Source organism: Leclercia sp. GHBNCSD (assembly GCF_055805075.1).
On the sequence record NZ_JBQVYO010000001.1, the window covers coordinates 3645435 to 3670505 of the forward strand.

The following is a 25071-nucleotide window of genomic DNA, read 5'->3' on the forward strand; positions in this document are numbered from 1 at the left end:
CTTTGAACGTCACCTCCGCTTTACGCCAGGCCGTGATGCGCACGCGCTGGTATAGCAAACGCAAGAGCTACAAAGTTCTCTTCTGGCGCGAAATCACCCCCCTTGCCGTGCCTATCTTTCTGGAAAATACCTGTGTACTGCTGATGGGTGTGCTTAGCACTTTCCTGGTCAGCTGGCTCGGTAAAGAGGCGATGGCGGGTGTCGGGCTGGCCGACAGCTTCAATATGGTCATTATCTCCTTCTTCGCGGCGATAGACCTCGGTACCACGGTGGTGGTGGCCTTTAGCCTGGGCAAGCGCGATCCGCGCCGGGCCAGGGCTGCTGCGAGGCAATCGCTGGTGATCATGACGCTGTTCTCCATTGTACTGGCGGCGGTGATCCACTATTTTGGCGAAGAGATTATCGATGTGGTGGCTGGGGAAGCGACCGGAGAAGTAAAAGCTCTGGCGCTGTCGTATCTCGAAATGACGGTGCTCAGCTATCCGGCCGCGGCGATTGCGCTGATTGGCAGCGGGGCGCTGCGTGGGGCAGGGAACACCAAAATTCCGCTGTTGATAAACGGTGGGATGAACATCCTCAACATTCTAATCAGTAGCGTGCTGATTTACGGGCTTTTTTCCTGGGACGGGCTCGGTTTTATCGGGGCCGGTCTGGGTCTGACTATCTCCCGCTACATTGGCGCCATCGCCATTATTGTGGTGCTGGCGGTTGGTTTTAACCCGTCACTGCGCATCAGCCTCAAAAGTTATTTCAAGCCGCTCAACTTCGCCATTATCTGGGAAGTGATGGGGATCGGCGTCCCCGCCAGCATTGAGTCGGTGCTGTTCAACGGCGGCAAGCTGTTGACCCAGATGTTCGTGGCGGGAATGGGTACTGACGTGATTGCCGGTAACTTTATCGCCTTCTCCATTGCCGCGTTGATCAACCTGCCGGGTAACGCGCTGGGTTCCGCCTCCACTATCATTACCGGTAAACGGCTCGGGAAAGGGCAGATAGGCCAGGCGGAGCGCCAGCTGCGCCATGTCTTCTGGCTTTCGACAATCGGGCTCACGGCCATTGCCTGGGGCACCGCGCCGTTTGCCAGCCTGATGGCGTCGTTCTACACCCATGAGCAGGATGTAAAAGACGTGGTGGTTATCTTAATCTGGCTGAATGCCGCCTTTATGCCCATCTGGGCGGCGTCGTGGGTGCTGCCTGCCGGGCTTAAAGGGGCGCGGGACGCCCGTTTTGCCATGTGGGTTTCGATGCTCGGGATGTGGGGCTGCCGCGTAGTAGCAGGTTACACCCTGGGGATCATGCTGGGTATGGGGGTGGTGGGTGTCTGGCTGGGGATGTTCCTCGACTGGACGGTTCGCGGCGCGCTGTTCTACTGGCGAATGGTCAGCGGGCGCTGGTTATGGAAATATCCGCGGCCTGTGCGTGAAAATGTGGCGGCGATCCCCGCAGAACGGATAGTGAATGCGCAAAGTGGGGAATAAATCGGCAAACGATGCAAAATCTGCATTCTGCCTTTGACAACGCCAGGTGGCATCGTTAATATTCGCCCCGTTCACACGATTCCTCTGTAGTTCAGTCGGTAGAACGGCGGACTGTTAATCCGTATGTCACTGGTTCGAGTCCAGTCAGAGGAGCCAAATTTTAATCTTAAGAGAGCGCAGTGACTCTTAGGATGCTTTAAAGCCAGATTAACCCGGCCATCTGAGTAAGATGGCCGGGTTTTTTGATCTCTGTCGCTTTTGCGGCCTGGTCGGGAACTTCACGCTCCGTTGGCCGTTTCTGATCCCCCATGGTCTCCTTCACTGATACCGCTATTCGCAAGCTCAGCCTCGTAGATAAATCCTTCACATCCGGCAAGCACCCGCGCAGTCAGTTCCAACCCTTACTGATATTTTCTTCGAATGCTTAATCCTCGAAAGCTTTTATAGCTTCCTGATAGATCACCTTAAAGAAACAGTCATCACGACCCAGAAATTTCTATTTCCAGATGATTAAGGCGTTATTAAATTACACCAATTATAACGGATAATAACATCTTCGCTTTTGTAGCTGACATAAATAAAGATAAAACAAGAATAATATAATTACAGAACTATTAGTAACAATGGCAACGATCTTATTAATACAAATGATTTTATCATCACTGCAATTAATACCAACGAGCATAAGCAGTAATGAGTAATAATTTTAACACCGTCGCCAAACCAGGGGGCAATCTTTGTAATCTGGCATGTGATTATTGTTTCTATCTTAAAAATAATGTGTCCCGTCCTGCCTGTACCGTAATGGATGACGAAACGCTGGGAGCCTATATCCAGAATACCATTGCGTCGACACCCTCTATGAGCGTGGAGTTTTGTTGGCAAGGTGGTGAACCCACATTATGTGGGCTGGCGTTCTTTGAACAGGTGGTTGCGCTGCAACAGCGTTACCGTGGTAACAAAACCATTCACAACAGCCTGCAAACCAACGGCATTCTGCTTGATGATAAGTGGGCCCGTTTTCTGAAAGAGAACGATTTTCTGGTGGGGTTATCAATTGATGGGCCCGCTTCACTTCACGACGCATGGCGTAAAACGCGTGCGGGAAAGCCCTCCTGGAAAAAAGTCGTACAGGCAATTCGCTGCCTTCAGCAGCACGATGTCCCGGTTAACGCCATGGTGGTGGTCAGCCATCAGTCTGAGACTCAGGGACAGACCCTCTACCGTTGTCTGACCCGGAAACTGGACCTCCGCCATATTCAGTTCATTCCTCTCGTTGAACCTGCGTTTCCCTGGTCAGTGACGCCAGAGGGCTGGGGGGAATTTTTGTGCGCTATTTTCAATGAATGGCTGGAACAGGATGTCGGAGAGGTGTTTATCCAGTTTTTTGACAACCTGCTTGGCGTATGGACAGGGCAGCCCGCAACACTTTGTACAATGCAACCGACCTGCGGACAGAGCTTACTGGTTGAAAAAAATGGCGATGTCTACAGCTGCGATCACTTTGTCTCACCGGAATATAAGCTGGGCAATCTTAAACAGGACTCAATGGCCGTTCTGGCCAGTTCGCCGTTTCAACGGCAGTTTGGGCAAGAAAAGGCCCGGCTTTCCTCACGCTGTATGAACTGTCACTGGCGCTTTGCCTGCCATGGCGGATGCCCTAAACACCGTATTATCGCCGAGGGCAACGAGGCACAGAATTACCTCTGCGAAGGCTATTTAGCTTTTTTCCGCCATATCACACCCTATATGAACGTCATGAGAACGCTTCTATTAAATCACCAGCCGCCCGCATTGGTGATGAAAATTGCCCCGGAAATCCGGGCGCAGGTAGTAAAATTAACGGAGTCTGGAGAATGAAAGAAAAGAATATAATAAATGAAAATCGTCGTGATTTATTAAAAGGCCTGGGGATTGCCGTTGTTGCCAGTCTGTTGCCAGAAACCGGAAATGCAGCGCAGAGCTGTGCTGAAACTAAACCTGCCTGGGATAGGCCGTTTACAGGTAAAATTCCGGAAACCCTCCCTGAAGGCTATAACATTTTATTGATAACCTGCGATCAGGAACGTTTTTTCGATCGTTATCCCTTTCCTGTGCCTGGACGTGAGCGGTTGATGAAAACAGGGGTGACTTTTACCAATCACCAGAATACGGCCAACGTTTGTACACCTTCACGGTCAGTGATGTATACCGGGTTACATATGCCGCAAACCCGCATGTTTGATAACCTTGGCTTTCCATGGATGAATTACGATCTTGATCCTGAGCTCCGCACCGTCGGTCATATGATGCGTGAACTGGGCTACTACTCCGCTTACAAAGGAAAATGGCACTTAACACGGGAAATCGATCAGCCTGTTGCTGGGAAATCGGTAGAAGATATTGATATTGCAGAAATCCCAACGCCTCGCCTGAACCAGATTATGGAAGAGTATGGTTTTTCTGACTATCACGGTATTGGCGATCTTATTGGTAAAAGTAAAGGCGGCTATTTCTTTGACTCGGTGACCACAGGGCAAACGATAAGCTGGTTACGTAATACCGGGCGCCCGCTGAATGATGAGAACAAACCCTGGTTTGCCGCCGTTAATCTGGTTAATCCACATGATGTGATGTTTATCGATACTGATGAAGCGGGTGAAAAAGTGCAATGGAAAGGCCCAATGGATAAAGAAAATCATACATTGCTCCCGACACAGCCGCCGCATAATAAAATTTATCAGCAGAGCTGGCCTGATTATCCTCTTCCGGCCAACCGCCACCAGGCATTTGACGAACCCGGAAGACCTGCCGCACATAAAGAGTATCAGAATGCCCGGGCCGTCATGGAGGGGCAGTTTCCAGACGAAGATCGCCGCTGGCGCAAATTGCTGGATTATTATTTCAACTGTATTCGCGACAATGACCGGCATCTTGAGGCTATTCTCAACGAACTGGATAATCTGCTCCTGACCGATAAGACCATCATCGTTTTTACCGCAGACCATGGGGAATTAGGCGGGGCACATCAGATGCATGGCAAAGGTTCATCAGTTTACAAAGAGCAGATTCACACCCCGATGATTATCCGCCACCCCGCTTATCCGGGAAACAAACGTTGTAATAGTTTAACCAACCATCTGGATTTAGTGCCGACGCTGGTGGGTCTGACCGGATGTGATATAGAAAAACGCAGTAAAGTTCTGGCTGGCAGGAAAGGCCGCGATATGAGCGTACTGCTTAGTCAGCCAGAAAGAGCAGGTGTACATACCCTTCGCTCTGGCTCACTTTATTGCTATGGGATGATCTTATATATGGATGCGAAATATACTGCACAATTCAGAGCGCTTGCAGCCCAAAAGCTTCCCCATGAGGAGTTCAAAAAAGAGATATCTAAAATAGCGCCTGATTTTAAGCACCGCTCCGCTATCCGAATGATTAATGATGGTCAGTATAAATTTGCTCGCTACTTCTCCCTGAAACAGCATAATACTCCAGTGACACTGGAAGCATTGCTGGATAATAACGATGTTGAACTCTTCGATATCGTCAACGATCCCGATGAAAACCATAATCTGGCTACAGAGCCGGAACGCTATCGCGATCTGATCATAAAAATGAACGACAAATTAAATCAGCTGATCGCGGATGAACTCGGTGTGGATGATGGCAGCTATATGCCACTATTTGATGGAAGCCACTGGAATCTGACGGCTTCAGAAATGTACCAATATATGCGTGATTAACATCTTTCCGCTTCCCTGAAAATGGGTCGGTAAACCGAAAACGGTAACCCGAAGGTTACCGTTTCTGGTCTTTGTGCTTTAACCGTGTACGCGAACAGGCGCCGTGGCCGCGATCAGCCATGGGCGCGCCTCACTGTTAACGTGCGGCGAGAGTGCCTCACGCACCTGGTGATGATAATCATCCAGCCATTTAATCTCTTTTTCGCTCAGCAGATGCAGATCCACCTGACTCAGGTCGATGGGGACCAGCGTCAGCGACGCAAAGCGGCAGAAGCCCGGTACGCTCTCCACCACCTCTACCTGATTTTCAATGCGAATGCCATATGCATCGGCCAGGTAATAGCCCGGCTCGATGGTGATGATATTTCCCGCCACCAGTGGCCAGGGGTTAACCTTCTTCGCGATACGCTGCGGATTTTCATGGATCAGCAGCTGATGACCCACGCCGTGTCCGGTGCCGTGATCAAAATCGAGCCCCAGCCCCCACAGCTCACGCCGCGCGAACGCATCGATCTGATGCCCGCAGGTTCCGGACGGGAATTGCAGGGAAATAAGCGAGAGAAAGCCTTTTAGCACGGCGGTGTAATGCAGACGGCACTGGTCGCTCAGCGGCCCGAAAGCCAGCGTGCGCGTGGCGTCGGTCGTGCCGTTGTGATACTGCCCGCCGGAATCATTGAGGTAAAAATGATTGCGGGTGATAGCCGCATTAGTCTGCTCGCTGGCGTGGTAATGGCACATCGCCGCATTGCTGCCAGAGGCGGAGATAGTGGCAAAACTCTGCTCGATAAAGCCCGGTCGCTGCTGACGGAAGAGAAGCTGCTGCGCCTGGGCTTCCAGCTCGGTAATGGGTTGACCAGAGGCTTCGCGACGCGGCACCTCGTGCGCCAGCCAGGCCAGGAAATTGACCCATGCCACGCCATCCTGATGGTGGCTGTCGCGGTAGCCCGCCAGCTCAATCGGGTTTTTGTACGCTTTTATCGCGGTGATCGGGTCAGCGTGCCAGAGAATCTCCCCCTGCGGCTCTACGGCAAAGCGCAGGGCGACAGGGGCGGAATCAGCATCCACCATCACGCGCTTACCGGCGCACAGCTGCTGGCTTTGCGACAGAAAATCGGATTCAGGCGCCAGCGTCAGGCTCTCCAGCAGCGCGGGCGGAAGCGCGCGGGTTTTTTCAGGCGTGACAAACCACGTCACCGCGCCGTCGCGGCTCAGCAGGGCAAACGAGTTCGGTACCGGGCTCGTCGGAATATCGCTGCCGCGTACGTTCAACAGCCAGGCGATGTTATCCGGCTGGGTGATGGCCAGATAATCGGCGTGCTGTTCTGCCAGAATGGCAGCAACGCGCTGGCGCTTGTCGGTACTGCTTTCACCGCTGATCTCCACCGGCATTTCGCGGATGGCACCCGCAGGCGGGGCCGGACGATCCTGCCAGAGGGTATCAAACGGCGATGCATTCAGGGCGACAAGCTCACAGTGACTGGCATTGAGTGCTTCATACTGGGTATGGGTCATCAGCATCGCTTCAAAGGCGATACGCGCCCCGGGCTTCATGTTCTGCTGTAACCAGTCTGCCAGCGGATCGTTGTGCAGATGCAGGATCTCAATCTCGGCCAGATTAACCTGTTCCCGGGCCTGAACCTGATAGCGTCCATCAACAAACAGCAGGGCGCGATCGCGCAGGATCAGGGCGTGTCCCGCCGAGCCGTCAAAGCCGGTCAGCCAGGCGAGAATATCGTCATGAGGGTGGCAATATTCGCTCTGAAAGGCATCGGCGCGGGGGACGATAATGCCATCCAGCGCCTGGGTCTCCAGCCACTGGCGCAGGGTGGATAGGGGTGAGGTGGTTTGCATAACTTTCCTTTTTTATGATCAGCGGAACGGCGGCTCGTTAAAGGTACGCAGTTTACGCGAGTGCAATTTATCCCCTTCGGCGCGCAGCAGATCGATAGCGCGAATGCCAATCTGCAGATGCTCGGAGATCGCCCCCTCGTAAAAACGGTTTGCCTGGCCGGGAAGTTTAATTTCCCCGTGCAGCGGCTTGTCGGAGACGCAGAGCAGAGTGCCGTAGGGTACGCGGAAGCGGTAACCCTGAGCGGCGATGGTGGCGCTCTCCATATCAATCGCCACCGCGCGGCTCAGGTTAAAGCGCAGCGCCGAGGCCGAGTAGCGCAGCTCCCAGTTACGGTCGTCAGTGGTAACAACCGTGCCGGTGCGCAACCGTTGCTTAACTTCTTCTCCCGGCATGCCGCTCACCTCTTTGGTGGCGTCGTACAGCGCCCGCTGCACTTCGGCGATGCTTGGGATCGGAATGTCCGGCGGCAACACCGCATCCAGCACATGGTCGTCACGCAGATAGGCGTGGGCGAGCACGTAATCGCCAATCAACTGGCTCTCACGCAGGCCGCCGCAGTGACCAATCATCAGCCAGACGTCCGGGCGTAGCACGGCGAGGTGGTCGCAGATGGTTTTGGCGTTCGACGGGCCCACGCCAATGTTAATCAGGGTGATGCCCTGACCGTCGGCGGTGACCAGGTGCCAGGCGGGCATCTGGTGTTTTTTCCACGCCAGGTCAGAAATGGCCTGCTCCGGCGCTTCGGTTTCGGCGGTGATCCAGATCCCGCCCGCGCAGGAGAGAGCAATATAGGGGCTGTTGGGATCGAGGATCTGGCTACAGCCCCAGCGGACAAACTCATCCACGTAACGGGTGTAGTTGGTGAACAGCACAAATGGCTGAAAGTGTTCGGCGGGGGTGCCAGTGTAGTGTCGCAGGCGCGCCAGCGAAAAATCGACCCGGCGGGCATCAAAGTGCGACAGCGGGGAAAACTCCGCCGGATGGTAGATCCCGTCTGCGGTCTCATCGCCGATCTGCGAAAGCTCAGTGGTCGGGAAATGGCGCGTTAAGCCCGCGCTCATGGAGCGGTCCAGGGTCAGCTCTGAGCCATCGATAACGTACGGGTAGGGGATCTCATGGCGCGAGGGCTCCACGGTGATATGGGCACCGTAATCCTGATACAGCAGCGTCAGTTGCTCCTCCAGGTAAGGGCGGAACAGCGTCGGACGGGTGACCGTGGTGGAGTAGCAGCCAGCGTGGGTGAATCGCGCATAGGCGCGGGTCTTCGGCGTATTGGTGGCGCTGCCATCCCAGGTCACGGAGAGTGACGGATAAACAAAGAGGCCATTCATTCTGGCCTCGGCATCGGGGAGCGTTCCGTCTTTGATATAGTCGCCGATGGCGCTGCGCAGGGCGTTAACCGCCTGATCGTACAGCGCATCCAGCATGTCCAGTGCCTGAGCCGGGGTCAGGCTGGAGTCCTTATTATTCATCTCTGTCTCCTTGTTCCACAGGTGTACGGCGTTACCCGATAGTATGTCACCTGTATGTGAAACAAAAGTGAGATCAGGTAGCGGCCGGTTTCATCACCAGGCAGGTGGCGGCGGAGAGCAGGCACCCGGCCAGCAGGTAGATCGCCACGCTGTGCCAGTCACCGCCGGAGAAGGTCACCAGCGCGGCGGCAATAAACGGCGTAAAACCGCCGCCTACTACGCTCGCCACCTGATAGCCAACCCCGGCGCCACTGTAGCGGTAACTTGCGCCAAACATCTCAGTGAACATCGGCTGCTGGACACACACCACCATGTCATGGGCGATATTCGCCAGCAAAATGGCAAACACCACAATCCAGATAACGGACTGGGCTTCGAGGGCCATAAAGAACGGGAAGGTACTCAATGCGCCCGTTAACGCCCCGGTGATATAGACCCGACGGCGGCCAAACCGGTCCGCCAGCCAGGCAAAACAGGGAATAGTGAGACAACTGATGCCCCCCACCAGCAGGCCGATATTCAAAAACAGCTCCCGGGGCAGGCCGAGATTCTGGGTGGAGTAGCTCAGCGCAAAAGCCGTGACGATATACATGGTCAGCAGCTCGCACAGGCGCAGGGCGATAATTTTCAAAAACGCGGCCGGATGACGGATCAGCGCGTCCATCACCGGCAGGCGACGCTTCTCTGCGGGTTGTTGCCGCTGCTGCTCGAACTCGGCAGACTCATCCATCCTGTTACGCACCCACAGTGCCCCCAGCACCAGCACAATGCTGAAAAGGAACGGGATGCGCCAGCCCCAGCTCAGGAACTGTTTATCGGTGGTCAGCGTGCTGATCAGCGACACCAGCCCGGTAGAAAGCAACAGACCTACGCCATAGCCCACCTGTACGCCGCTGCTATAGAAGGCTTTTTTCCGTGCCGGGGCGCTTTCAACGGACAGCAGCGCGGCGCCACCCCATTCGCCGCCGACGGCAAAACCCTGCACGGCCCGCAGGGTCACCAGCAGAACCGGTGCCCACCAGCCAATAACGGCAAAAGAGGGGAGGAGACCAATCAGCGCTGTGGCGATGCCCATCATCCAGACCGTCAGCATCAGCATTCGCTTGCGGCCCAGCTTGTCGCCGAAATGGCCGAAAATCACCCCGCCCAGCGGGCGGAACAAAAAACCGACGCCAAAGGTGGCAAAGGCGGCGAGGGTGCCCATCGCCGGATCGATCTGCGGGAAAAACTCACGGTTAAAAACCAGCGCGGCGGTAATGCCGTAGAGCAAAAAATCGTACCAGTCGACTACCGCACCGGCAAAACTGCCGAGGGCCGCGCGGCGCGCGCGATGCAGCGATGGTATAGCCCCGTCGGGGGACGAGGAGGCGAGGGTGGTATCCATAGTGATCCTGTCTGACGTTATTTTTTATAGGTATTAGAAAGAATATCGCTCACGTTGCGGTCGCCCTGAAACGGCGACGGGTATGAGACTACCGCGACAGCGGACGGGTGAAAACGATTTTATCCCCGCGTGAGGTAAACGGGTGATATTCATTGAAATGATGGTTTGTTAACTGGCGATAAACACAGCAACAGGGCTATGCTTGTCAGATACGCGGAGCGACAGAGGAAGGGAATAATGCGTCGTATAATGAAGTTGGGCTTTATCGCTGCTTTATTGGTCAGTCAGCATGCGCTGGCGGTGAGTTATCCGTTGCCGCCTGAAGGGAGTCGTCTGGTGGGAGCCTCGCAGGTGATCACCGTTCCGCAGGACAACAAACTGCCGCTGGAGGCGTTTGCGGCCCAGTACGGGCAGGGGCTCAGTAATATGCTGGAGGCGAACCCGGGCGTTGATCCGTTTTTGCCTCAACCCGGTACACAGCTGGTAGTGCCGCAACAGCTCATCCTCCCCGCAACCGTGCGTGAGGGGATTGTGGTCAACGTGGCGGAGATGCGCCTCTATTATTACCCGCCAGGGGGTAGCACCGTTGAGATCTTCCCCATCGGTATCGGTGAAGCCGGGCGCGAGACGCCGCGTAACTGGGTAACCGCCGTCGAGCGCAAGCAGGACGGGCCCACCTGGACGCCAACCCCAAACACCCGTCGGGCTTACGCCAAAGAGGGCAAGACTCTGCCCGCGTTTGTACCTGCGGGGCCGGACAACCCGATGGGGCTGTATGCGCTCTATATCGGCAGGCTTTACGCAATTCATGGCACCAATTCAAACTTTGGGATCGGGCTGCGCGTGAGCCAGGGCTGCATTCGTCTGCGCAACGACGATATCAAATACCTCTTCGATAATGTTCCGGTCGGGACGCGCGTGCAGCTTATCGATCAGCCGATTAAAGTCACCACCGAGCCGGACGGCAGTCGTTGGGTCGAAGTGCATGAGCCGCTGTCCCGTAATCGTGCGGAGTTTGAATCGACAAATAAGGTGCCGCTACCGATGACCGCAGGGTTACGCGCCCAGCTCAACGGCGCGGATGTGGATGCCGTGAAGGCTAGCGGGGCGCTGGAGCGCCGGTCGGGGATGCCGGTGAATGTCGGTATCGGCGCACAGAGCACGCCGCTGGTCATGACGTCCAGCCAGTAAGCCTGGCCGTAAGAATAAAAGCCCGCTTAAGTCTCCTTAAGCGGGCTTTTACTTTAATGCAGGTAAAGCGTCTGTCAGAGTAAAATTACGCTGGGTTTTCATTGTTGGCTTAAATGAAAAGATAAATACTCTGGTGAAATATTTACCAGCTTATTTAAAACCCAGATTTTATGAAACGTTTCAGAAATATCCTTTTTACCGTTTTGCTGGCACTCTCTGGCGCATCGTCAGCCTATGCGGGCGTTAATATAGGCGGAACGCGAGTGATTTACGACGGCGGAAAAAAGGAAGCAGCCATTAGCGTTTCCAATCCCGATACCGTGCCTTACCTTATTCAGTCATGGTTTGATAATCAGGATAATAGCACCGGAAGGATCCCCTTTATTATTACGCCTCCTCTGTACCGACTGGATCGCGGTCAGGAGAATGTGATGAGGATCGTCCGCGCCGGGAATTTACCGGACAATAAAGAATCGATGTACTGGTTAAATATCAAGGCCATTCCTGCGGCGGAAAAAAAAGCGAACTCGCTTCAGATTGCAGTAAAAACACGCATCAAATTAATTTATCGCCCTTCGTCATTAAAAGGAAAGGTGCCTGAGGATTTTGCTGAAAAATTGATTTGGAAAATTTCTGCGAATCACGTTTCGGTGCGTAATCCGGGTAATTATTATATGAATTTTAATGAAATTACCGTTGCGGGAAAAAACGTGCCTGAACCGACTTTTGTCGCACCAGGCGCATCGGCGTCGTTTTTACTTCCGGCAGGGGTCAGTTCCGGGCCTGTCACATTTAAATTGATTAATGACTATGGTGGTGTCGGAGCGACACATCATGCCGCTATTTAAGGCGTTGATAACCAAGGGATGGTTAATAAAAACTCATTATGCGCACGATATTATGTTGCTGGTTTCCACCGACCCGGCTCGCCTTATTAATTATACTGGCTTTACCCGGTGTGATGCAGAGCGCCTGTGCAGAGGAGTATTTTAATCCGGCACTGCTGGAAGTCGATAATCCCTCCATGAAAGGCGTTGATCTCTCATCCTTTGCGCGTGGTGCGCAGGTGCCAGGGAAATATCGCGTTGAGGTGGTTGTTAACGGTCAGACGGTGGATACACGCGAAATTGCATTCAGATCGGTTGCCACGACCCGGGGTGATAATCGTCTGCAGCCTTGCCTGTCGCCAGGTTTGCTACAAAGTTATGGCGTCAAAACCGATCGCTTCCCCGGGCTCGATACCGAAAGCGAATGCGTAGAACTCGCCGCCATTCCTCAGGCGTCTGCCGACTTTATCTTTGGTGCGCAAAAACTGTTGTTGAGTTTTCCGCAGGCCGCACTCACTTCCCAGGCGCGCGGCTATGTTGCGCCGGAAATGTGGGACGAGGGGATTAACGCCTTGCTGCTGAATTACAGTCTCAGCGGCGATAATACCTGGGGCAGAAACAGCACGACGAATAACAGCCATAGCGAGTATGCCAACCTGCGCCCGGGTATCAATATGGGGCCCTGGCGTCTGCGAAATTATACAACCTGGCGCCGGGATAACGACGGCAAAGCGCAGTGGGATTCGGTTTACACCTATGCCCAGCGCAACATTATCCCCCTGAAAAGCCAGCTGACGCTCGGCGACAGTTCATCGCCTTCCGACGTTTTCGACAGTATCCCTTTTCGCGGCGGTCAGCTGGCCTCTGATGATGAGATGCTGCCGGACAGTCAGAAAGGGTACGCGCCCGTGGTTCGCGGCATTGCGCGCACGAATGCCCAGGTAGTTATCCGCCAGGATGGCTACATCATTTATCAGAGTTATGTTGCCCCGGGCGCATTTGAAATTACCGATATGTATCCCACCGGTGGCGCCGGTGATTTAACGGTTTCCGTTAAAGAAGCGGACGGCAGCGAACATGATTTTGTGGTGCCCTATGCCTCTGTGCCTGTTCTGCAGCGAGAGGGGCGGTTGAAGTACAGCCTGACGGGCGGTCAGTATCGTCCCAGTGACAGCGAGGTTGAAAAGCGTCCGCTGATGCAGGGCACCGCCATTTATGGTCTGCCTCAGGGCTTAACACTCTATGGCGGCATACAGGTATCTCGCCCATATCACGCCTGGGCCCTTGGCATCGGTAAAAATATGGGAACGATTGGCGCCTTGTCAGTGGATGTCACCCAGGCGTGGTCGAACCCTGCCTCGATGAGCAAATCAAGCGGGCAAGCCTGGCGCGTACGCTTCAGTAAAAATTTCACCGATACCGGAACCAATTTTTCGGCGACCAGCTATCGCTACTCTACGGCAGGCTATTACGCAATGCAGGAGGTGCTGGATGCCGACGGCGAGAGTGATTCGTTGCAGGATCGTCGGCGTAACCGTGCTGAAATGACGTTAAGTCAGACGCTGGGGCCCGCCTTCGGCTCCCTCACCGGCAGCGCAATCCGTGAGGATTACTGGAATGCTGACAAGACGATGAGCTCATACAGCGTCAGCTATAACAACGCATGGAACGGCATTACCTGGGGGCTGAGTTATAGCTACAGCAATAATGCGAGCGCAGCGGGCAGCGGCGGGGGGAAAACGTACGATAAAGATCGGATCCTGGCATTAAATATCAGCATTCCGTTGGATCGTTTCCTGAGTCATACCTGGGCCAGCTACAGTCTGAATACCAGTAAAAAAGGAAACACAACCCAGACGGTGAGTCTGAGTGGCACGGCGCTGGAAGAAAACGCCCTGGACTGGAGTATGCAGCGAGGGTATAGCAACAACGCAGCAGGTCGTACCGGTAATCTTAGCGCTGACTATCACGGAACCTACGGCGAAGTGACCGGCGGTTATAGCACTGACGAAAATATGCAGCGCGTCAACTACGGCCTGAATGGGGGGATTTTGGTTCATGCCAACGGGATGACGCTGGCTCAGCCTTTTGGCGAAACCATCGCGTTGATTAAAGCCCCGGGCGCGTCGGGCGTGGGCGTCTCTGGCCAGACCGGCGTGAGAACGGATTTTCGCGGTTATACTGTCGCCAGCAATGTCTCGCCATATCGCAAAAATAGCCTGAGCCTGGAGACGGAAACGCTACCTGATGATGTTGAACTGCAATTAACGACTCAGACCGTTATTCCTACTCGCGGTGCGGTGGTCAGCGCGAAATATATCGCTAACGTGGGGATCCGTGTATTAATGACCCTGACACGGGGAAATGGGCTGCCCGTTCCCTTCGGAACTACGGTGACCCTTGCCCGAGACAAAAATTCTCGCGGATTTATTGTTGGGGATCAGGGCCAGGTTTACCTCACCGGACTCGAAAACAGCGGAGAGCTCATTGCACGCTGGGGCCAGGCAGCGGATGAACAATGCCGCGTTAATTATGTGCTTCATGAATCTGCAATTAATTCCGGAGTGGTATTAAGCAATGAAATATGCAAATAAAATTATGGGCGCTAAGATCCCTGGCGTATTACTCATAATGGTATGCTGGTTTTCCAGCTTTGATGTGTTTGCCGATTGTGTATTTGCTGAGGGCCAGGGACAACAAATCCTGAGCTTTTCGCCCAATAACGTGATAGTGCAAAGAGATGTACCCGTTGGCTCCGTAATCTATTCAAGTTCGACCGGAGTAGGCCAGAAACTGCTGGAATGCAAGGGTGACACAAATACTAACTATTATAAAATGACTTATCTGGGTGGCGTAGCGACATCGATTACCCATGCCTATGCGACCAATATTCCCGGTGTGGCTATTGAAGTAAACTTTTCGTGGGCATATCTGGACAACCCGCCCTCCACCGATAATACAGTTTCAGGTTCAGTGAACCTCCCCCCGATTAGCTATACATTGTATAAAACGGGCGTTATTCAGTCCGGTGCATTCACTATCGGACAACTTGGCACCTGGTCGGTATCAGGAATCACACCCGTTATTGTTCATTTGAACGGGGGAGGCATTACCCAGGTGGCCTGTTCGATCACTACACCTAATTTAACGTTTCCGATAGGCAATGTTTCAAAAGCGGATTTTGGCACAACGCCAGGCTTTACCCCTGGAAAAACCAGCACGCAGAATCTTGGCCTGGATTGCGATCGAGCTGCCAATATCTATGTCACGTTGAACGGACAGCAAAACCCGGATGTCAGCGATCCCAGTGTAATGGCATTAAATAATCAAGGTGGCGCTAATACCGCGCAAGGCGTTGGGGTGCAGTTATTATATGATGGTAAACCTCTTATTATTAACAGCAGGCTGGCGTTAAAAACATCCAGCGGCGGGAAAGAGTTATTTCCTGTTACTGCCCGTTATTATCAGACAAAAAATCATGTCACTGTCGGTGAAGCGAATTCAACTGCTACGCTGACACTGACATATCAATGACGTTTGTCATATCTTAATATCATGCCAAGGTGGGCTAAAATGAAAAAATGTTTATGCTATTTGACCGCATCCATTTCCGCTGTTCTTTTTGCTGGCAATATTTACGCGGCAGATACGGTGGGTATCAATGTCACAGGAAAAGTGATTGCTACTCCCTGTAAAACACTTAATGGTGGCTCCAGTACATTGAACGTGGACCTGGGACAATCCATCGCGGCCACGTCCTTAGAGGCGGCAGGTTCGGGGTCACCCATAACCATGTTTGATTTACCTGTGACCGACTGCCCGGCCAGCACCACTAATGTAAAAGTGACTTTTACGGGTACCCCTGACCAGACAGATGCCACGCGATGGGCAAACAACGCGGCGCAACCTGCAGCCAATACTGCCGTTGAGTTATCTCAGCAAACCACGGGAACCATTTTGAGCAATAACAGCTCATTAATCGGTGCTGTGGAAGGGGGGAGTACCACTTTCAAACTTCAGGCGCGCGTTTATTCGAAAGCGGGAACCGTTATGCCAGGGGACGTTTCTTCAGCCATCGTGGCCTCTTTCGAATACCAGTAAACCCGGTGGTGCCGACGCTGTCGGCACCCGTGCACAAAAACAAAAAGCCCGCATAAGTTTCCTTAAGCAGGCTTCTTAAATTTGGCTCCTCTGACTGGACTCGAACCAGTGACATACGGATTAACAGTCCGCCGTTCTACCGACTGAACTACAGAGGAATCGTGTGAACGGGGCGCATATTATCGACGTGGGTCGCCGTTGTCAAAGGGTGATCTCCTCTGTTTGACGCGTTTGCTGACAAAATCAGCAAAGTGATGCTTTCCCCAGCGGATTGCACGTTTTTGGTGCGGATATACCCCGAATGGGGCAGATCATAAACCGCTGTTTCACTTTAAAATGCGACGACAGTGATTGGATTTCCTTATTTTCAGCCGCTTAGCGGACATATCGGACCTCTTTTAAAAACTGGCAAGCATCTTGCAAAACCCTCTGTACATTCGCGCCGGAACCGGCAACGCATTTCGTACAGGGGGCAACATGAACTTAAGACGACTGAAATACTTCGTAAAAATCGTCGATATCGGCAGCCTGACCCAGGCCGCTGAAGTGTTACATATCGCGCAGCCGGCACTGAGCCAGCAGGTGGCCACTCTGGAAGGTGAACTCGATCAGCAACTCTTGATCCGCACGAAACGCGGCGTGACCCCGACCGAAGCAGGCAAGATCCTTTATACCCATGCACGCACTATTTTGCGCCAGTGTGAACAGGCGCAGCTGGCGGTGGGCAATGTCGGGCAGACGCTGACCGGCCAGGTTTCGATTGGCCTGGCACCGGGTACGGCGGCCTCGTCTGTGACTATGCCGTTATTGCAGGCGGTGCGCGCAGAGCTGCCGGAGGTACTGGTCTACCTGCATGAAAACAGCGGCGCGGCGCTGAACGACAAATTACTCAGCGGACAGCTGGATATGGCGGTGCTTTACGATCGCTCCCCCGTGGCGGGGATCACCAGCCAGCCAGTACTAAAAGAAGATCTCTATCTGGTAGGGACGCGGGATTGCCCGGGTCAGAGCGTCGATTTAACGGCGGTGGCCGAGATGAATCTGTTCTTACCGCGTGATTATAGCGCCGTGCGTTTGCGCGTCGATGAAGCCTTCTCGCTGCGCCGTCTGACGGCGAAAATCATTGGCGAGATCGACTCCATCTCTACCCTGACCGCTGCCATTGCCAGCGGAATGGGGGTGACGGTGCTGCCTGAATCGGCTGCGCGATCGCTCTCCAGTGCCGCTAACGGCTGGATGGCGAGAATTAGCTCGCCGTCCATGAGCCTGCCGTTATCGCTTAACGTCTCGGCCCGCGGCTCGCTGTCACCGCAGGCGCAGGCGGTGAAAGAGATCCTGATGTCGCTGGTGAGCCGCCCGTCGCTGGAGAACCGCGAGCTGCAGCTGGTCAGCTAATATTCCATAAAAGCATAAGTTGCGGATTTTTATTATTTGTTTACACGGCGGACGCACTTTAACAATAGCGTCATGTCAGTTTCGCCGGAGTGAACCGTGAATTTCCAGCAGCTTAAAATTATCCGTGAGGCGGCCCGTCGGGATTACAACCTGACCGAGGTCGCCAACATGCTCTATACCTCTCAGTCGGGCGTCAGTCGCCATATCCGCGAGCTGGAAGAGGAGCTGGGCATTGAGATCTTCATTCGTCGCGGCAAACGTCTGCTGGGAATGACCGAGCCCGGCAAAGCACTGTTGACCATCGCCGAACGTATTCTCAATGAAGCCAGCAACGTGCGCCGTCTGGCAGATCTCTTTACCAACGACGCCACCGGCGTGTTAACTATCGCGACCACCCATACTCAGGCCCGCTACAGCCTGCCCCCGGTGATCAAGGCCTTTCGGGAGCTGTTCCCGGATGTGCGCCTGGAGCTCATCCAGGGTACGCCCCAGGAGATAGAGATGCTGTTGCAAAACGGTGGGGCGGATATTGGCATTGCCAGCGAGCGCTTAAGCAACGATCCGCTGCTGGCGGCGTTCCCGTGGTTTCGCTGGCATCACAGCCTGCTGCTGCCCCCAGACCATCCGCTGACGCAGGTCTCTCCGTTGACGCTCGAGGCTATCGCAAAATGGCCCTTAATCACCTATCGGCAAGGTATCACCGGGCGGTCACGCATTGATGAGGCCTTCAACCGCAAAGGGCTGACGCCGGATGTGGTGCTCAGCGCCCAGGACTCCGACGTGATTAAAACCTACGTCGAGCTCGGGCTGGGTATCGGGCTGGTGGCGGAACAGTCCGGCGGCGAGCACGAGCAGGGGAGCCTGGTGCGTCTTGATACCCGTCATCTTTTCGATGCCAACACCGTGTGGCTCGGCCTTAAGCGAGGGCAGTTGCAGCGCAACTATGTCTGGCGCTTTATCGAACTCTGCAACGCCGGACTGTCGGTAGAGGAGATCAAGCGTCAGGTTATGGAGCCGGAAGAGGTGGCGATTGACTACCAGATATAGCCAGATTAACCCCGCGATGCGGGGTTTTAACGGTGAGAAATAGCAAAAAGCCCGCTTAAGTTTCCTTAAGCGGGCTTCTTAAATTTGGCTCCTCTGACTGGACTCGAACCAGTGACATACGGATTAACAGTCCGCCGTTCTACCGACTGAACTACAGAGGAATCGTGTGAACGAGGCGCATATTAATGGCCTTGCCATTTTGTGTCAACACTAAATTCAACACACTGATTCAATTGATTAATTATGACACAGGCTGCTGTTTTAGTGTACTTGCGCGGCGGAATCTTCGCCAGGTCCTTCATTTTCACGTAAACGCTGTAGCGGGTCCTGCTGGTAAAAGTGGCAAAAACGCTGCCACAGGGCCGGGAAGCGCGGAGCGAAAAGTTCGGGTGCACTGAAGAAATATTCCGACAATACCGCAAAGCACTCGGCGGGATCGGTGGCAGCATAGGCGTCGATACTGGCCGCGCTTTCGCCCACCAGATCGATCTCATCCTGAATATTGTTCATGGCGGCGTGCAGATCGTGTTCCCAGCCTGCCACTTCACGCAGGGGAATAAAGGGAACGCCGCTGGCGCGATCGCCGTTACGGGTATCCAGTTTGTGGGCCACTTCGTGAATGATGAGGTTGAAACCTGACGCATCGAACGAGTCCTGAATATCCAGCCAGTTGAGGATAATCGGCCCTTGCTGCCAGCTCTGACCGGACTGCACCATCCGCTGATTGTGCACCAGCCCGATCTCATCCTCCCATTCGTCATCCACTACAAAAGGTGCCGGATAGATAAGAACTTCATGAAAACCGTCCAGCCACTCGATCCCCAGCTGCAGTACCGGCAGGCAAAAGAGCAGCGCTATGCGGGTGCTTTTGCGATCGTCGAGCTCAAAACCCTGCAATGGAACCAGGCGTTTTTGCTGTAAGAACCGTATGGCAAGCTGTACCAGACGCGATTTATCCTCATCCGATAAGGTGGACAGGACGGGGATCGCCAGGGCCTCTTCCCACGGCAGCGCCGCGCTTCGGGCGGATTCATTCGATTTCCAGGGCCACTTAATCATCGCTTTGCTCGCAAACTCGTCACTTGAACAAAATTGAACGGTTATGGTCTGTTAAAATGCCAAATTACCCGGCATGATGGCAACATCAAAACGGAGAGATGCCGGAGCGGCTGAACGGACCGGTCTCGAAAACCGGAGTAGGGGCAACTCTACCGGGGGTTCAAATCCCCCTCTCTCCGCCACGCTCTCTTCCGTCACCCTTTCCGCACGTTTTCTCGTCAGAGATCTTTTACGCTGGCTACCTTATCATTCCACTTATGTGGAGTAATAGCCCTTTACTGCCTCAAGACAATATATGTGAGCTAAATCAGGATGTTTATCGGAAGAGGTTGAAGTGCATTCATTACTCCTGGTGGCAATACTGTCTGAGCAGGGCAATCTGCTCGGGCCGCAGGCGATAGCGATAGACCGGTCGGCCGGTCGCGCCGTAGTGAATGCTGGTGTGCAAAATGTTGACCTGCGCCAGCCAAATCAGGTATTTGCGGCAGTATACCCGCGAGATATTAACTGCGCCAGCCAGTTCGTCGGTGGAGAACTCCGTTTCCGGATGCGCATCAATCCACAGGCATAGCGTTCGCAGCGTCTGCGGGGTTAACCCTTTTGGCAGACGGCGGCTGTCTGCCAGCGCCGGCGCACCGCCACGCAGAAGCCGGTCAACATCAGCCTGGTCATAATACTGATGCGCTTCCATCAGCTGCTTTTTTTCGCGCCAGCCCTTTAGTGCCTCTTCGAAACGCGGGAACTGAAACGGTTTGATCAGATAGTCCACCACACCATAGTGCATGGCGACCTGAATAGTGGCACCATCAGAGGCCGAGGTAATCATAATGACGTCTGTTTTGCGCCCGGATGCCCGGATAACCGGCAGCAGGCTCAGGCCATTATCGCGCTGCATATAGACATCCAGCAGGATCAGGTCAACCTGCCGGGCAGGGGAGTGAAGTATGGCCCCGGCTTCTGCCAGGGAAGTGGCTACGCCGCAGCAGCAAAAACCCTCAACCCGATTGACGTACTGGCGGTTAAGATCGGCCACCATGGCATCGTCATCAACAATTAAAACATGTATCACGCGCTATTCCTTTCACTCTCCCAGGGGAGTTGCACAAAAAACTGGGTAAACACGCCCGGTTCCGATTCAACGACGATCTCTCCGCCCAGATCCTCGATCTGCTGACGGGCCAGGTATAATCCCACCCCCCGGTTCTCCCCTTTGGTAGAAAACCCTTTGCTAAAAATGGCGTGCAGATGTTCCGGGGCGATGCCCGGACCATCGTCGCTCACCTCGGCGCTAAGCCAGCCCTGCTGATAGTGCAGCAGCAGACCGATTTCGCCCTCGGGCTGCCCAGTCATAGCATCAAGCGCATTTTCAATCAGATTACCCAGCACGGTAATCAGCCCGGCGACCTGCTGCGCATTGGGATTATCCGGCACCTGACTGGCATCGGAGAGCGTCAGGCGAAACCCTGTCTCTCTGGCGCGATTGATTTTACCCAGCAGAAATCCTGCGACCACCGGCGATTTGATGTTGCGCTGTAGCGTGCCGACATCGGTCTGCCAGGCGTTGGCGGTCGACAGAACATACTCTTCCAGTCTGGCATAGTGCTTCATATGCAGCAGCCCAAGTATCACATGCAGCTTGTTCATAAACTCATGGGAGTGGCTGCGCAGCGCATCCAGATAGTTCACCATACCGTCCAGCCGTTGCAGGAGCTGGCTAATCTCCGTCTTATCACGAAACGTCGTGATGGCGCCCATCAGCTGATTATCGCTCCTGACGGGCAAGGTATTGCAGAGCAACAACCTGCCGTGGCAGTTGAGCTCCTGGTCCTGGCGAGCCATGCCGCTACGCAGCACCTCGCGCAGATTCGCCAGCAGCGGTTCCTCGTGCAGGGCCTTGCTGCTGGCGCTGATATTCAGGATCTGGCGGGCGGCGTGGTTGACCATCGTTACACGCCCCTGCTGATCCACGGCGATCACCCCTTCGCGCAGGGAGTGCAGCATCGCCTGACGTTGTTCGAGCAGGGCTGAGATTTGATAAGGCTCCAGCCCAAACAGAATGCGCTTCAGCATCCGCACCAGTCCCCAGGCGCCGAGCGCGCCCAGCAGCGCGCTGAACAGCACCAGCCAGATGGCGTCCCAGCGATTGCGGGCGATCTGCTGCTCTACTTTATTCAGTGAGATCCCCACGGCAACGACACCAATTTGCTGGTGGTGCGCGTTATACACCGGAGTGAACACGCGCAGCGCCTCGTCGAGTACGCCGTGATTGATGGCGACATTCTCTTTATCCTCCAGCGCAGGCCGCAGATCGGCCCCAATAAAAGCTTTGCCGAGCAGGGCGCTGTTAGGATGGGAATAGCGGATCCCCTGCATATTGGTGACAACGGCAAACAGCAGATTATTACGCTGCATCACTGCCATAGCGACAGGCTGAATAATGTTGCTGTCCGGCGGGAAGGATAAGCCGCGGATCACCTCCGGGCTGTCGGCCAGGGTTCTGGCGACGGCGAGAGCGGTATCCCGCACACCATCACGGGTGGCGCGGGTGATTTGGGCAAAGTAGAGAACAAAAATCACCAGTAATATTGCGCCCGTTACACCGTACACCATCAGCGTGACCAGCGTGTTCAGTTTCATTGGGCGCTTGTGCGTGGGGGGAAGGGGCGGCAAATCGCGCATTGAAACTCCGGTCAAGAGGGAAAGGGGGGCATTATCGCTGATGGGCGGGATTTGTAAAAGCGATGTAAAACTGGTGGCGACAGAAAGTAAAAAGCCCGCTTTGCAGCGGGCTTAAGAGCGTTTGGCGATCTCAATCAGAACTGGTAAACGATACCCATCGCGAACTGGTCATCAGCATGCGCGCCAGTAATACCCGCTTCGTCTTCATCCAGCAGGTTGAATTTATAGGCGGTATAAACGTTCATGTTTTTGTTGAAGTAGTACCAGGTACCCAGTTCAACATAGTTCACCAGATCGGCATCAACGCCGCCATGACCGTTACGTGCATACAGGTCTTTGCCCTGGGAGTAGACGTAGCCCAGAGAAGGACGCAGGCCGAAATCGAACTGGTACTGGACCACGGCTTCGACGTTGCGGGTTTTGTTAGCGAAACCCGCATCTCCCGCCCAGGTCATGTTACGGGTTTCACCGTACATCACCGCAGCATAGAGGTTGTTGGCATCATACTTCGCTGCCAGTGACCAGATTTCTGCGGTATCGCCGTAGCCGTCAGCAGTCTGCTTGTTGGTACGGTCAGACTTACCGTATACACCCACGAAGCCGAAGCCATCAAAGTTGTAGGCCAGAGAAGTGCTGTAGCCGTCACCGTTGGCTTTTTTCATCTGACGATCGTTGTTTTTACCCTGGTACTGGAGGGCAAAATCCAGACCCTCAACGGCACCAAAGAAGTCGCTGTTGCGATAGGTCGCCACGCCGGTTGTGCGGCCAGTCATGAAGTTATCGGTGTGAACCCAGGAGTCGCCACCCCATTCCACCAGCATATCGGTGTATGCACCTGCATCGTACGCCACGCCGTAGTTACGGCCATAGTCGAACGAACCATAGTCACCGAATTTCAGGCCTGCGAACGCCAGACGGGTGCTCTCATCCTGCTCGCCTTCCGGAGTGCTGGCGTTCAGGTTGTATTCAAACTGGCCATAACCGGTCAACTGGTCGTTGATCTGCGTTTCGCCTTTGATACCGAAACGGGCATAGGAGGTATCGGCATTCTCGCTGTTGCTATCATCGGTCTTGTCCCAGATACGCTCACCGACCATTTTTCCGTACAGATCGAATTTATTGCCGTCCTTGTTGAAAATCTCCGCCGCATTAGCCGCGCCAGCGCATAATAAAACAGGGACAAGAACTGCCAGAACTTTTCTTTTCATTATATATTCCTTTGTATGTATTTTCTTCATGAATATACGTAAGCCCCTCCGGGTTACGGAGGTAATACTATTTCAGTGCAGGTTTTTTCTGTTTAAAAATAAATGTAACAAAATTATTTAGAGTATTTCAAAATATTAATATAAGTGTCTTTATATGTTTATTTTATACGTTTAAGACAAGCATATACGGTGATTATTGATTTTTATATCAGTTAGTTATTGATGGTTTGGATTTATTAGGTTGCTTTATGTTTTCAGGACGGGAAAAAGTAATAAAAAAGCCCGATAATATTATCGGGCGAAGATAAGGGTAATTTAAGGGTGTTTAATCATGAAACGACAAAAAAGCTCATAACCTCTTTATCATTACATAATTATAAGCTTTAGAAAACAGGTTTATCGGAATGCTGAGAGCAAAATAATGCCGCAATATAATTGATCTCCTGCTGACCTCTCATTAGCGCGTAAGCGAAGCCGCGTAATAAACAGGCACGCTTAAAAATTGCTTAAGATCAACTTAACGCAAATCGGCAGCATAAAATCTGCTCAGGAGAGTGCATTAAATAGAATAATGTGATTTATTTCACATTTTATATTATTGATGTGAATGTAGTGGTGCTGCTGCGCTGAGAGGAGAACATGGCAAAGAAAAACGAACGCAGCTTGGGCGGCAAACTGGCATTGTGGGTATTTTACGCCTTTTGCGGCTACTTTCTCTGGGCGATGGCGCGCTATGTATGGGTCATCAGTAAAGTCAGCTCGGTATCAGGTTCGCTGATTCAAAGCGATCCCGGCTCGACAGCCGGCAAGTGGCTGGGCGCCCTGTGCGGCTTTCTGGTATTGAGTGTTGTGGGGGCGATCCTCGGCGGCATTGCCTGGTATACCCGGCCGCGTGATATGTCAGATCGGTAAATAGTTGCTATTGTACAGCTTTTCACTTTATGGAAAGCGCTATGGAACTTGTGCAGTGGCAGCAACGCTTTGAAAACTGGCTGACGGCGCATTACGCCAGCGAGGATACCGCCCATGATATCTCCCATTTCCGTCGTGTCTGGAACACCGCTAAACGCCTGATGGCTGACCAGCCGGTCGATGCGCTGGCGATCCTGGCCGCCTGTTATTTTCACTATATTGTCAGTCTGCCAAAAAATCATCCGCAGCGAGGCCGCTCGTCGCAGCTGGCAGCGGAAAAAACGATCGCGATCCTGCGCGAGGACTTTGCTGATTTCCCGCCCCCACGCTACCCCGCCGTTCAGCATGCGATTGAAGCGCACAGTTTCAGTGCCGGGATCCCGCCGCGCACGCTGGAAGCGAAAATCGTGCAGGATGCTGACAGACTGGAAGCCCTGGGTGCTATTGGTCTGGCACGCGTGTTTGCCGTCTCTGGCGCGCTGGGTGTGCCGCTTTTCGACCCGGAAGATCCCTTTGCCGATGAGCGCGAGCTGAACGACCGCGCCTTTGCGCTTGACCATTTTCAGACCAAATTGCTGCGCCTGCCGCAGACGATGCAAACCGCCGCCGGGCGTGAGCTGGCGCGTCAGAGCGCTGATTTTTTAATCCAGTTTATGGCCCGGCTGAGTGCCGAACTACGCGGTGATTACGAAGGCACCGACAGTGCGGTGTTACAGCGTTTCCGGGAAAGTCTGTAAAGGC

19 protein-coding genes and 4 tRNA genes are annotated in these 25071 nt (G+C 53.8%); 14 read left to right on the plus strand and 9 right to left on the minus strand.

The window, feature by feature from the left end; all coding sequences use genetic code 11:
• Positions 1–2: 2 nt before the first annotated feature.
• The 4 genes from ACT3IC_RS17360 to ACT3IC_RS17375 all read left to right on the plus strand — a co-directional run bounded on the left by ACT3IC_RS17360 (position 3) and on the right by ACT3IC_RS17375 (position 5203).
• Positions 3–1478 carry an EmmdR/YeeO family multidrug/toxin efflux MATE transporter gene (locus tag ACT3IC_RS17360; protein ID WP_114314540.1) on the plus strand — a complete coding sequence of 492 codons (1476 nt, stop codon included), beginning with the start codon at positions 3–5 and terminating at the stop codon, positions 1476–1478.
• An 80-nt stretch (positions 1479–1558) separates the two neighbouring features.
• Positions 1559–1634, plus strand: a tRNA-Asn gene (locus tag ACT3IC_RS17365).
• 537 nt (positions 1635–2171) lie between these two features.
• The gene (locus tag ACT3IC_RS17370) at positions 2172–3338 is read left to right on the plus strand and encodes an anaerobic sulfatase maturase (RefSeq protein WP_473478357.1); all 1167 of its coding nucleotides are present in this window, start codon (positions 2172–2174) and stop codon (positions 3336–3338) included.
• Positions 3335–5203 carry a sulfatase family protein gene (locus ACT3IC_RS17375; RefSeq protein WP_473478360.1) on the plus strand — a complete coding sequence of 623 codons (1869 nt, stop codon included), beginning with the start codon at positions 3335–3337 and terminating at the stop codon, positions 5201–5203. The genes ACT3IC_RS17370 and ACT3IC_RS17375 overlap by 4 nt, the downstream gene beginning before the upstream one ends.
• A 78-nt stretch (positions 5204–5281) precedes the next feature.
• On the opposite strand, the gene ACT3IC_RS17380 is transcribed toward ACT3IC_RS17375, so the two are convergent.
• The 3 genes from ACT3IC_RS17380 to shiA all read right to left on the minus strand — a co-directional run bounded on the left by ACT3IC_RS17380 (position 5282) and on the right by shiA (position 9911).
• On the minus strand, positions 5282–7054 hold the full coding sequence (locus ACT3IC_RS17380) for an aminopeptidase P family protein (RefSeq protein ID WP_156654844.1): 1773 nt from the start codon (positions 7052–7054) through the stop codon (positions 5282–5284).
• A gap of 18 nt (positions 7055–7072) precedes the next feature.
• Positions 7073–8527, minus strand: a complete 1455-nt coding sequence (locus tag ACT3IC_RS17385) for an AMP nucleosidase (RefSeq protein ID WP_103180176.1) — start codon at positions 8525–8527, stop codon at positions 7073–7075.
• Positions 8528–8600: 73 nt separating this feature from the next.
• Positions 8601–9911 (minus strand): shikimate transporter, encoded by a 1311-nt coding sequence (shiA, locus tag ACT3IC_RS17390; RefSeq protein ID WP_156654842.1) that lies wholly within the window; start codon positions 9909–9911, stop codon positions 8601–8603.
• Between the two features lie 234 nt (positions 9912–10145).
• Here shiA and ldtA point away from each other — a divergent pair, with 234 nt between their 5' ends.
• From ldtA to ACT3IC_RS17415, 5 genes are all read left to right on the plus strand, one after another.
• On the plus strand, positions 10146–11102 hold the full coding sequence (gene ldtA / locus ACT3IC_RS17395; RefSeq protein WP_168192058.1) for a L,D-transpeptidase: 957 nt from the start codon (positions 10146–10148) through the stop codon (positions 11100–11102).
• Positions 11103–11272: 170 nt separating this feature from the next.
• Positions 11273–11950, plus strand: coding sequence for a fimbrial biogenesis chaperone (locus tag ACT3IC_RS17400; protein ID WP_156654841.1), 678 nt, complete (start codon positions 11273–11275; stop codon positions 11948–11950).
• 113 nt (positions 11951–12063) lie between these two features.
• Positions 12064–14523 (plus strand): fimbria/pilus outer membrane usher protein, encoded by a 2460-nt coding sequence (locus ACT3IC_RS17405; RefSeq protein ID WP_231736531.1) that lies wholly within the window; start codon positions 12064–12066, stop codon positions 14521–14523.
• Complete coding sequence (locus ACT3IC_RS17410) at positions 14507–15463, plus strand: fimbrial protein (protein ID WP_156654840.1); 957 nt, start codon at positions 14507–14509, stop codon at positions 15461–15463. The genes ACT3IC_RS17405 and ACT3IC_RS17410 overlap by 17 nt, the downstream gene beginning before the upstream one ends.
• A 39-nt stretch (positions 15464–15502) precedes the next feature.
• Positions 15503–16030 (plus strand): fimbrial protein, encoded by a 528-nt coding sequence (locus ACT3IC_RS17415; protein ID WP_158251033.1) that lies wholly within the window; start codon positions 15503–15505, stop codon positions 16028–16030.
• An 82-nt stretch (positions 16031–16112) separates the two neighbouring features.
• Here the strand turns inward: ACT3IC_RS17415 and ACT3IC_RS17420 are convergent.
• A tRNA-Asn gene (locus ACT3IC_RS17420) sits at positions 16113–16188 on the minus strand.
• Positions 16189–16507: 319 nt separating this feature from the next.
• On the opposite strand from ACT3IC_RS17420, the gene nac reads away from it, so the two are divergent.
• A complete protein-coding gene (gene nac, locus ACT3IC_RS17425) occupies positions 16508–17425 on the plus strand; it encodes a nitrogen assimilation transcriptional regulator NAC (RefSeq protein WP_103180170.1) in 918 nt (305 codons plus the stop codon).
• Between the two features lie 96 nt (positions 17426–17521).
• Complete coding sequence (cbl, locus tag ACT3IC_RS17430) at positions 17522–18472, plus strand: HTH-type transcriptional regulator Cbl (protein ID WP_103180169.1); 951 nt, start codon at positions 17522–17524, stop codon at positions 18470–18472.
• Between the two features lie 85 nt (positions 18473–18557).
• On the opposite strand, the gene ACT3IC_RS17435 is transcribed toward cbl, so the two are convergent.
• Positions 18558–18633 (minus strand) — tRNA-Asn (locus tag ACT3IC_RS17435).
• Positions 18634–18733: 100 nt separating this feature from the next.
• The gene (mtfA, locus tag ACT3IC_RS17440) at positions 18734–19531 is read right to left on the minus strand and encodes a DgsA anti-repressor MtfA (RefSeq protein ID WP_103180168.1); all 798 of its coding nucleotides are present in this window, start codon (positions 19529–19531) and stop codon (positions 18734–18736) included.
• Positions 19532–19623: 92 nt separating this feature from the next.
• On the opposite strand from mtfA, the gene ACT3IC_RS17445 reads away from it, so the two are divergent.
• Positions 19624–19713: transfer RNA gene (locus tag ACT3IC_RS17445), tRNA-Ser, on the plus strand.
• A gap of 161 nt (positions 19714–19874) precedes the next feature.
• Here ACT3IC_RS17445 and dcuR read toward each other — a convergent pair.
• The 3 genes from dcuR to ACT3IC_RS17460 all read right to left on the minus strand — a co-directional run bounded on the left by dcuR (position 19875) and on the right by ACT3IC_RS17460 (position 23418).
• On the minus strand, positions 19875–20600 hold the full coding sequence (gene dcuR / locus ACT3IC_RS17450) for a two-component system response regulator DcuR (RefSeq protein ID WP_473478368.1): 726 nt from the start codon (positions 20598–20600) through the stop codon (positions 19875–19877).
• Positions 20597–22210 carry a sensor histidine kinase gene (locus tag ACT3IC_RS17455; RefSeq protein WP_156654839.1) on the minus strand — a complete coding sequence of 538 codons (1614 nt, stop codon included), beginning with the start codon at positions 22208–22210 and terminating at the stop codon, positions 20597–20599. The genes dcuR and ACT3IC_RS17455 overlap by 4 nt, the downstream gene beginning before the upstream one ends.
• A 134-nt stretch (positions 22211–22344) precedes the next feature.
• A complete protein-coding gene (locus ACT3IC_RS17460) occupies positions 22345–23418 on the minus strand; it encodes a porin (protein WP_103180165.1) in 1074 nt (357 codons plus the stop codon).
• 639 nt (positions 23419–24057) lie between these two features.
• Here ACT3IC_RS17460 and drpB point away from each other — a divergent pair.
• Positions 24058–24330, plus strand: coding sequence for a cell division protein DrpB (gene drpB, locus ACT3IC_RS17465; protein WP_156654838.1), 273 nt, complete (start codon positions 24058–24060; stop codon positions 24328–24330).
• 41 nt (positions 24331–24371) lie between these two features.
• Positions 24372–25067, plus strand: coding sequence for a phosphohydrolase (locus ACT3IC_RS17470; protein ID WP_473478372.1), 696 nt, complete (start codon positions 24372–24374; stop codon positions 25065–25067).
• Positions 25068–25071: the final 4 nt, after the last annotated feature.

Coding starts and splice junctions, on each gene's coding strand:
- ACT3IC_RS17370 (WP_473478357.1), top strand. CDS start 2,172: ATGAGTAATAATTTTAACACCGTCGCCAAACCAGGGGGCAATCTTTGT.
- ACT3IC_RS17375 (WP_473478360.1), top strand. CDS start 3,335: ATGAAAGAAAAGAATATAATAAATGAAAATCGTCGTGATTTATTAAAA.
- ACT3IC_RS17380 (WP_156654844.1), bottom strand. CDS start 7,054: ATGCAAACCACCTCACCCCTATCCACCCTGCGCCAGTGGCTGGAGACC.
- ACT3IC_RS17385 (WP_103180176.1), bottom strand. CDS start 8,527: ATGAATAATAAGGACTCCAGCCTGACCCCGGCTCAGGCACTGGACATG.
- shiA (WP_156654842.1), bottom strand. CDS start 9,911: ATGGATACCACCCTCGCCTCCTCGTCCCCCGACGGGGCTATACCATCG.
- ACT3IC_RS17400 (WP_156654841.1), top strand. CDS start 11,273: ATGAAACGTTTCAGAAATATCCTTTTTACCGTTTTGCTGGCACTCTCT.
- ACT3IC_RS17405 (WP_231736531.1), top strand. CDS start 12,064: ATGCAGAGCGCCTGTGCAGAGGAGTATTTTAATCCGGCACTGCTGGAA.
- ACT3IC_RS17410 (WP_156654840.1), top strand. CDS start 14,507: ATGAAATATGCAAATAAAATTATGGGCGCTAAGATCCCTGGCGTATTA.
- ACT3IC_RS17415 (WP_158251033.1), top strand. CDS start 15,503: ATGAAAAAATGTTTATGCTATTTGACCGCATCCATTTCCGCTGTTCTT.
- nac (WP_103180170.1), top strand. CDS start 16,508: ATGAACTTAAGACGACTGAAATACTTCGTAAAAATCGTCGATATCGGC.
- mtfA (WP_103180168.1), bottom strand. CDS start 19,531: ATGATTAAGTGGCCCTGGAAATCGAATGAATCCGCCCGAAGCGCGGCG.
- ACT3IC_RS17455 (WP_156654839.1), bottom strand. CDS start 22,210: ATGCGCGATTTGCCGCCCCTTCCCCCCACGCACAAGCGCCCAATGAAA.
- ACT3IC_RS17460 (WP_103180165.1), bottom strand. CDS start 23,418: ATGAAAAGAAAAGTTCTGGCAGTTCTTGTCCCTGTTTTATTATGCGCT.
- drpB (WP_156654838.1), top strand. CDS start 24,058: ATGGCAAAGAAAAACGAACGCAGCTTGGGCGGCAAACTGGCATTGTGG.
- ACT3IC_RS17470 (WP_473478372.1), top strand. CDS start 24,372: ATGGAACTTGTGCAGTGGCAGCAACGCTTTGAAAACTGGCTGACGGCG.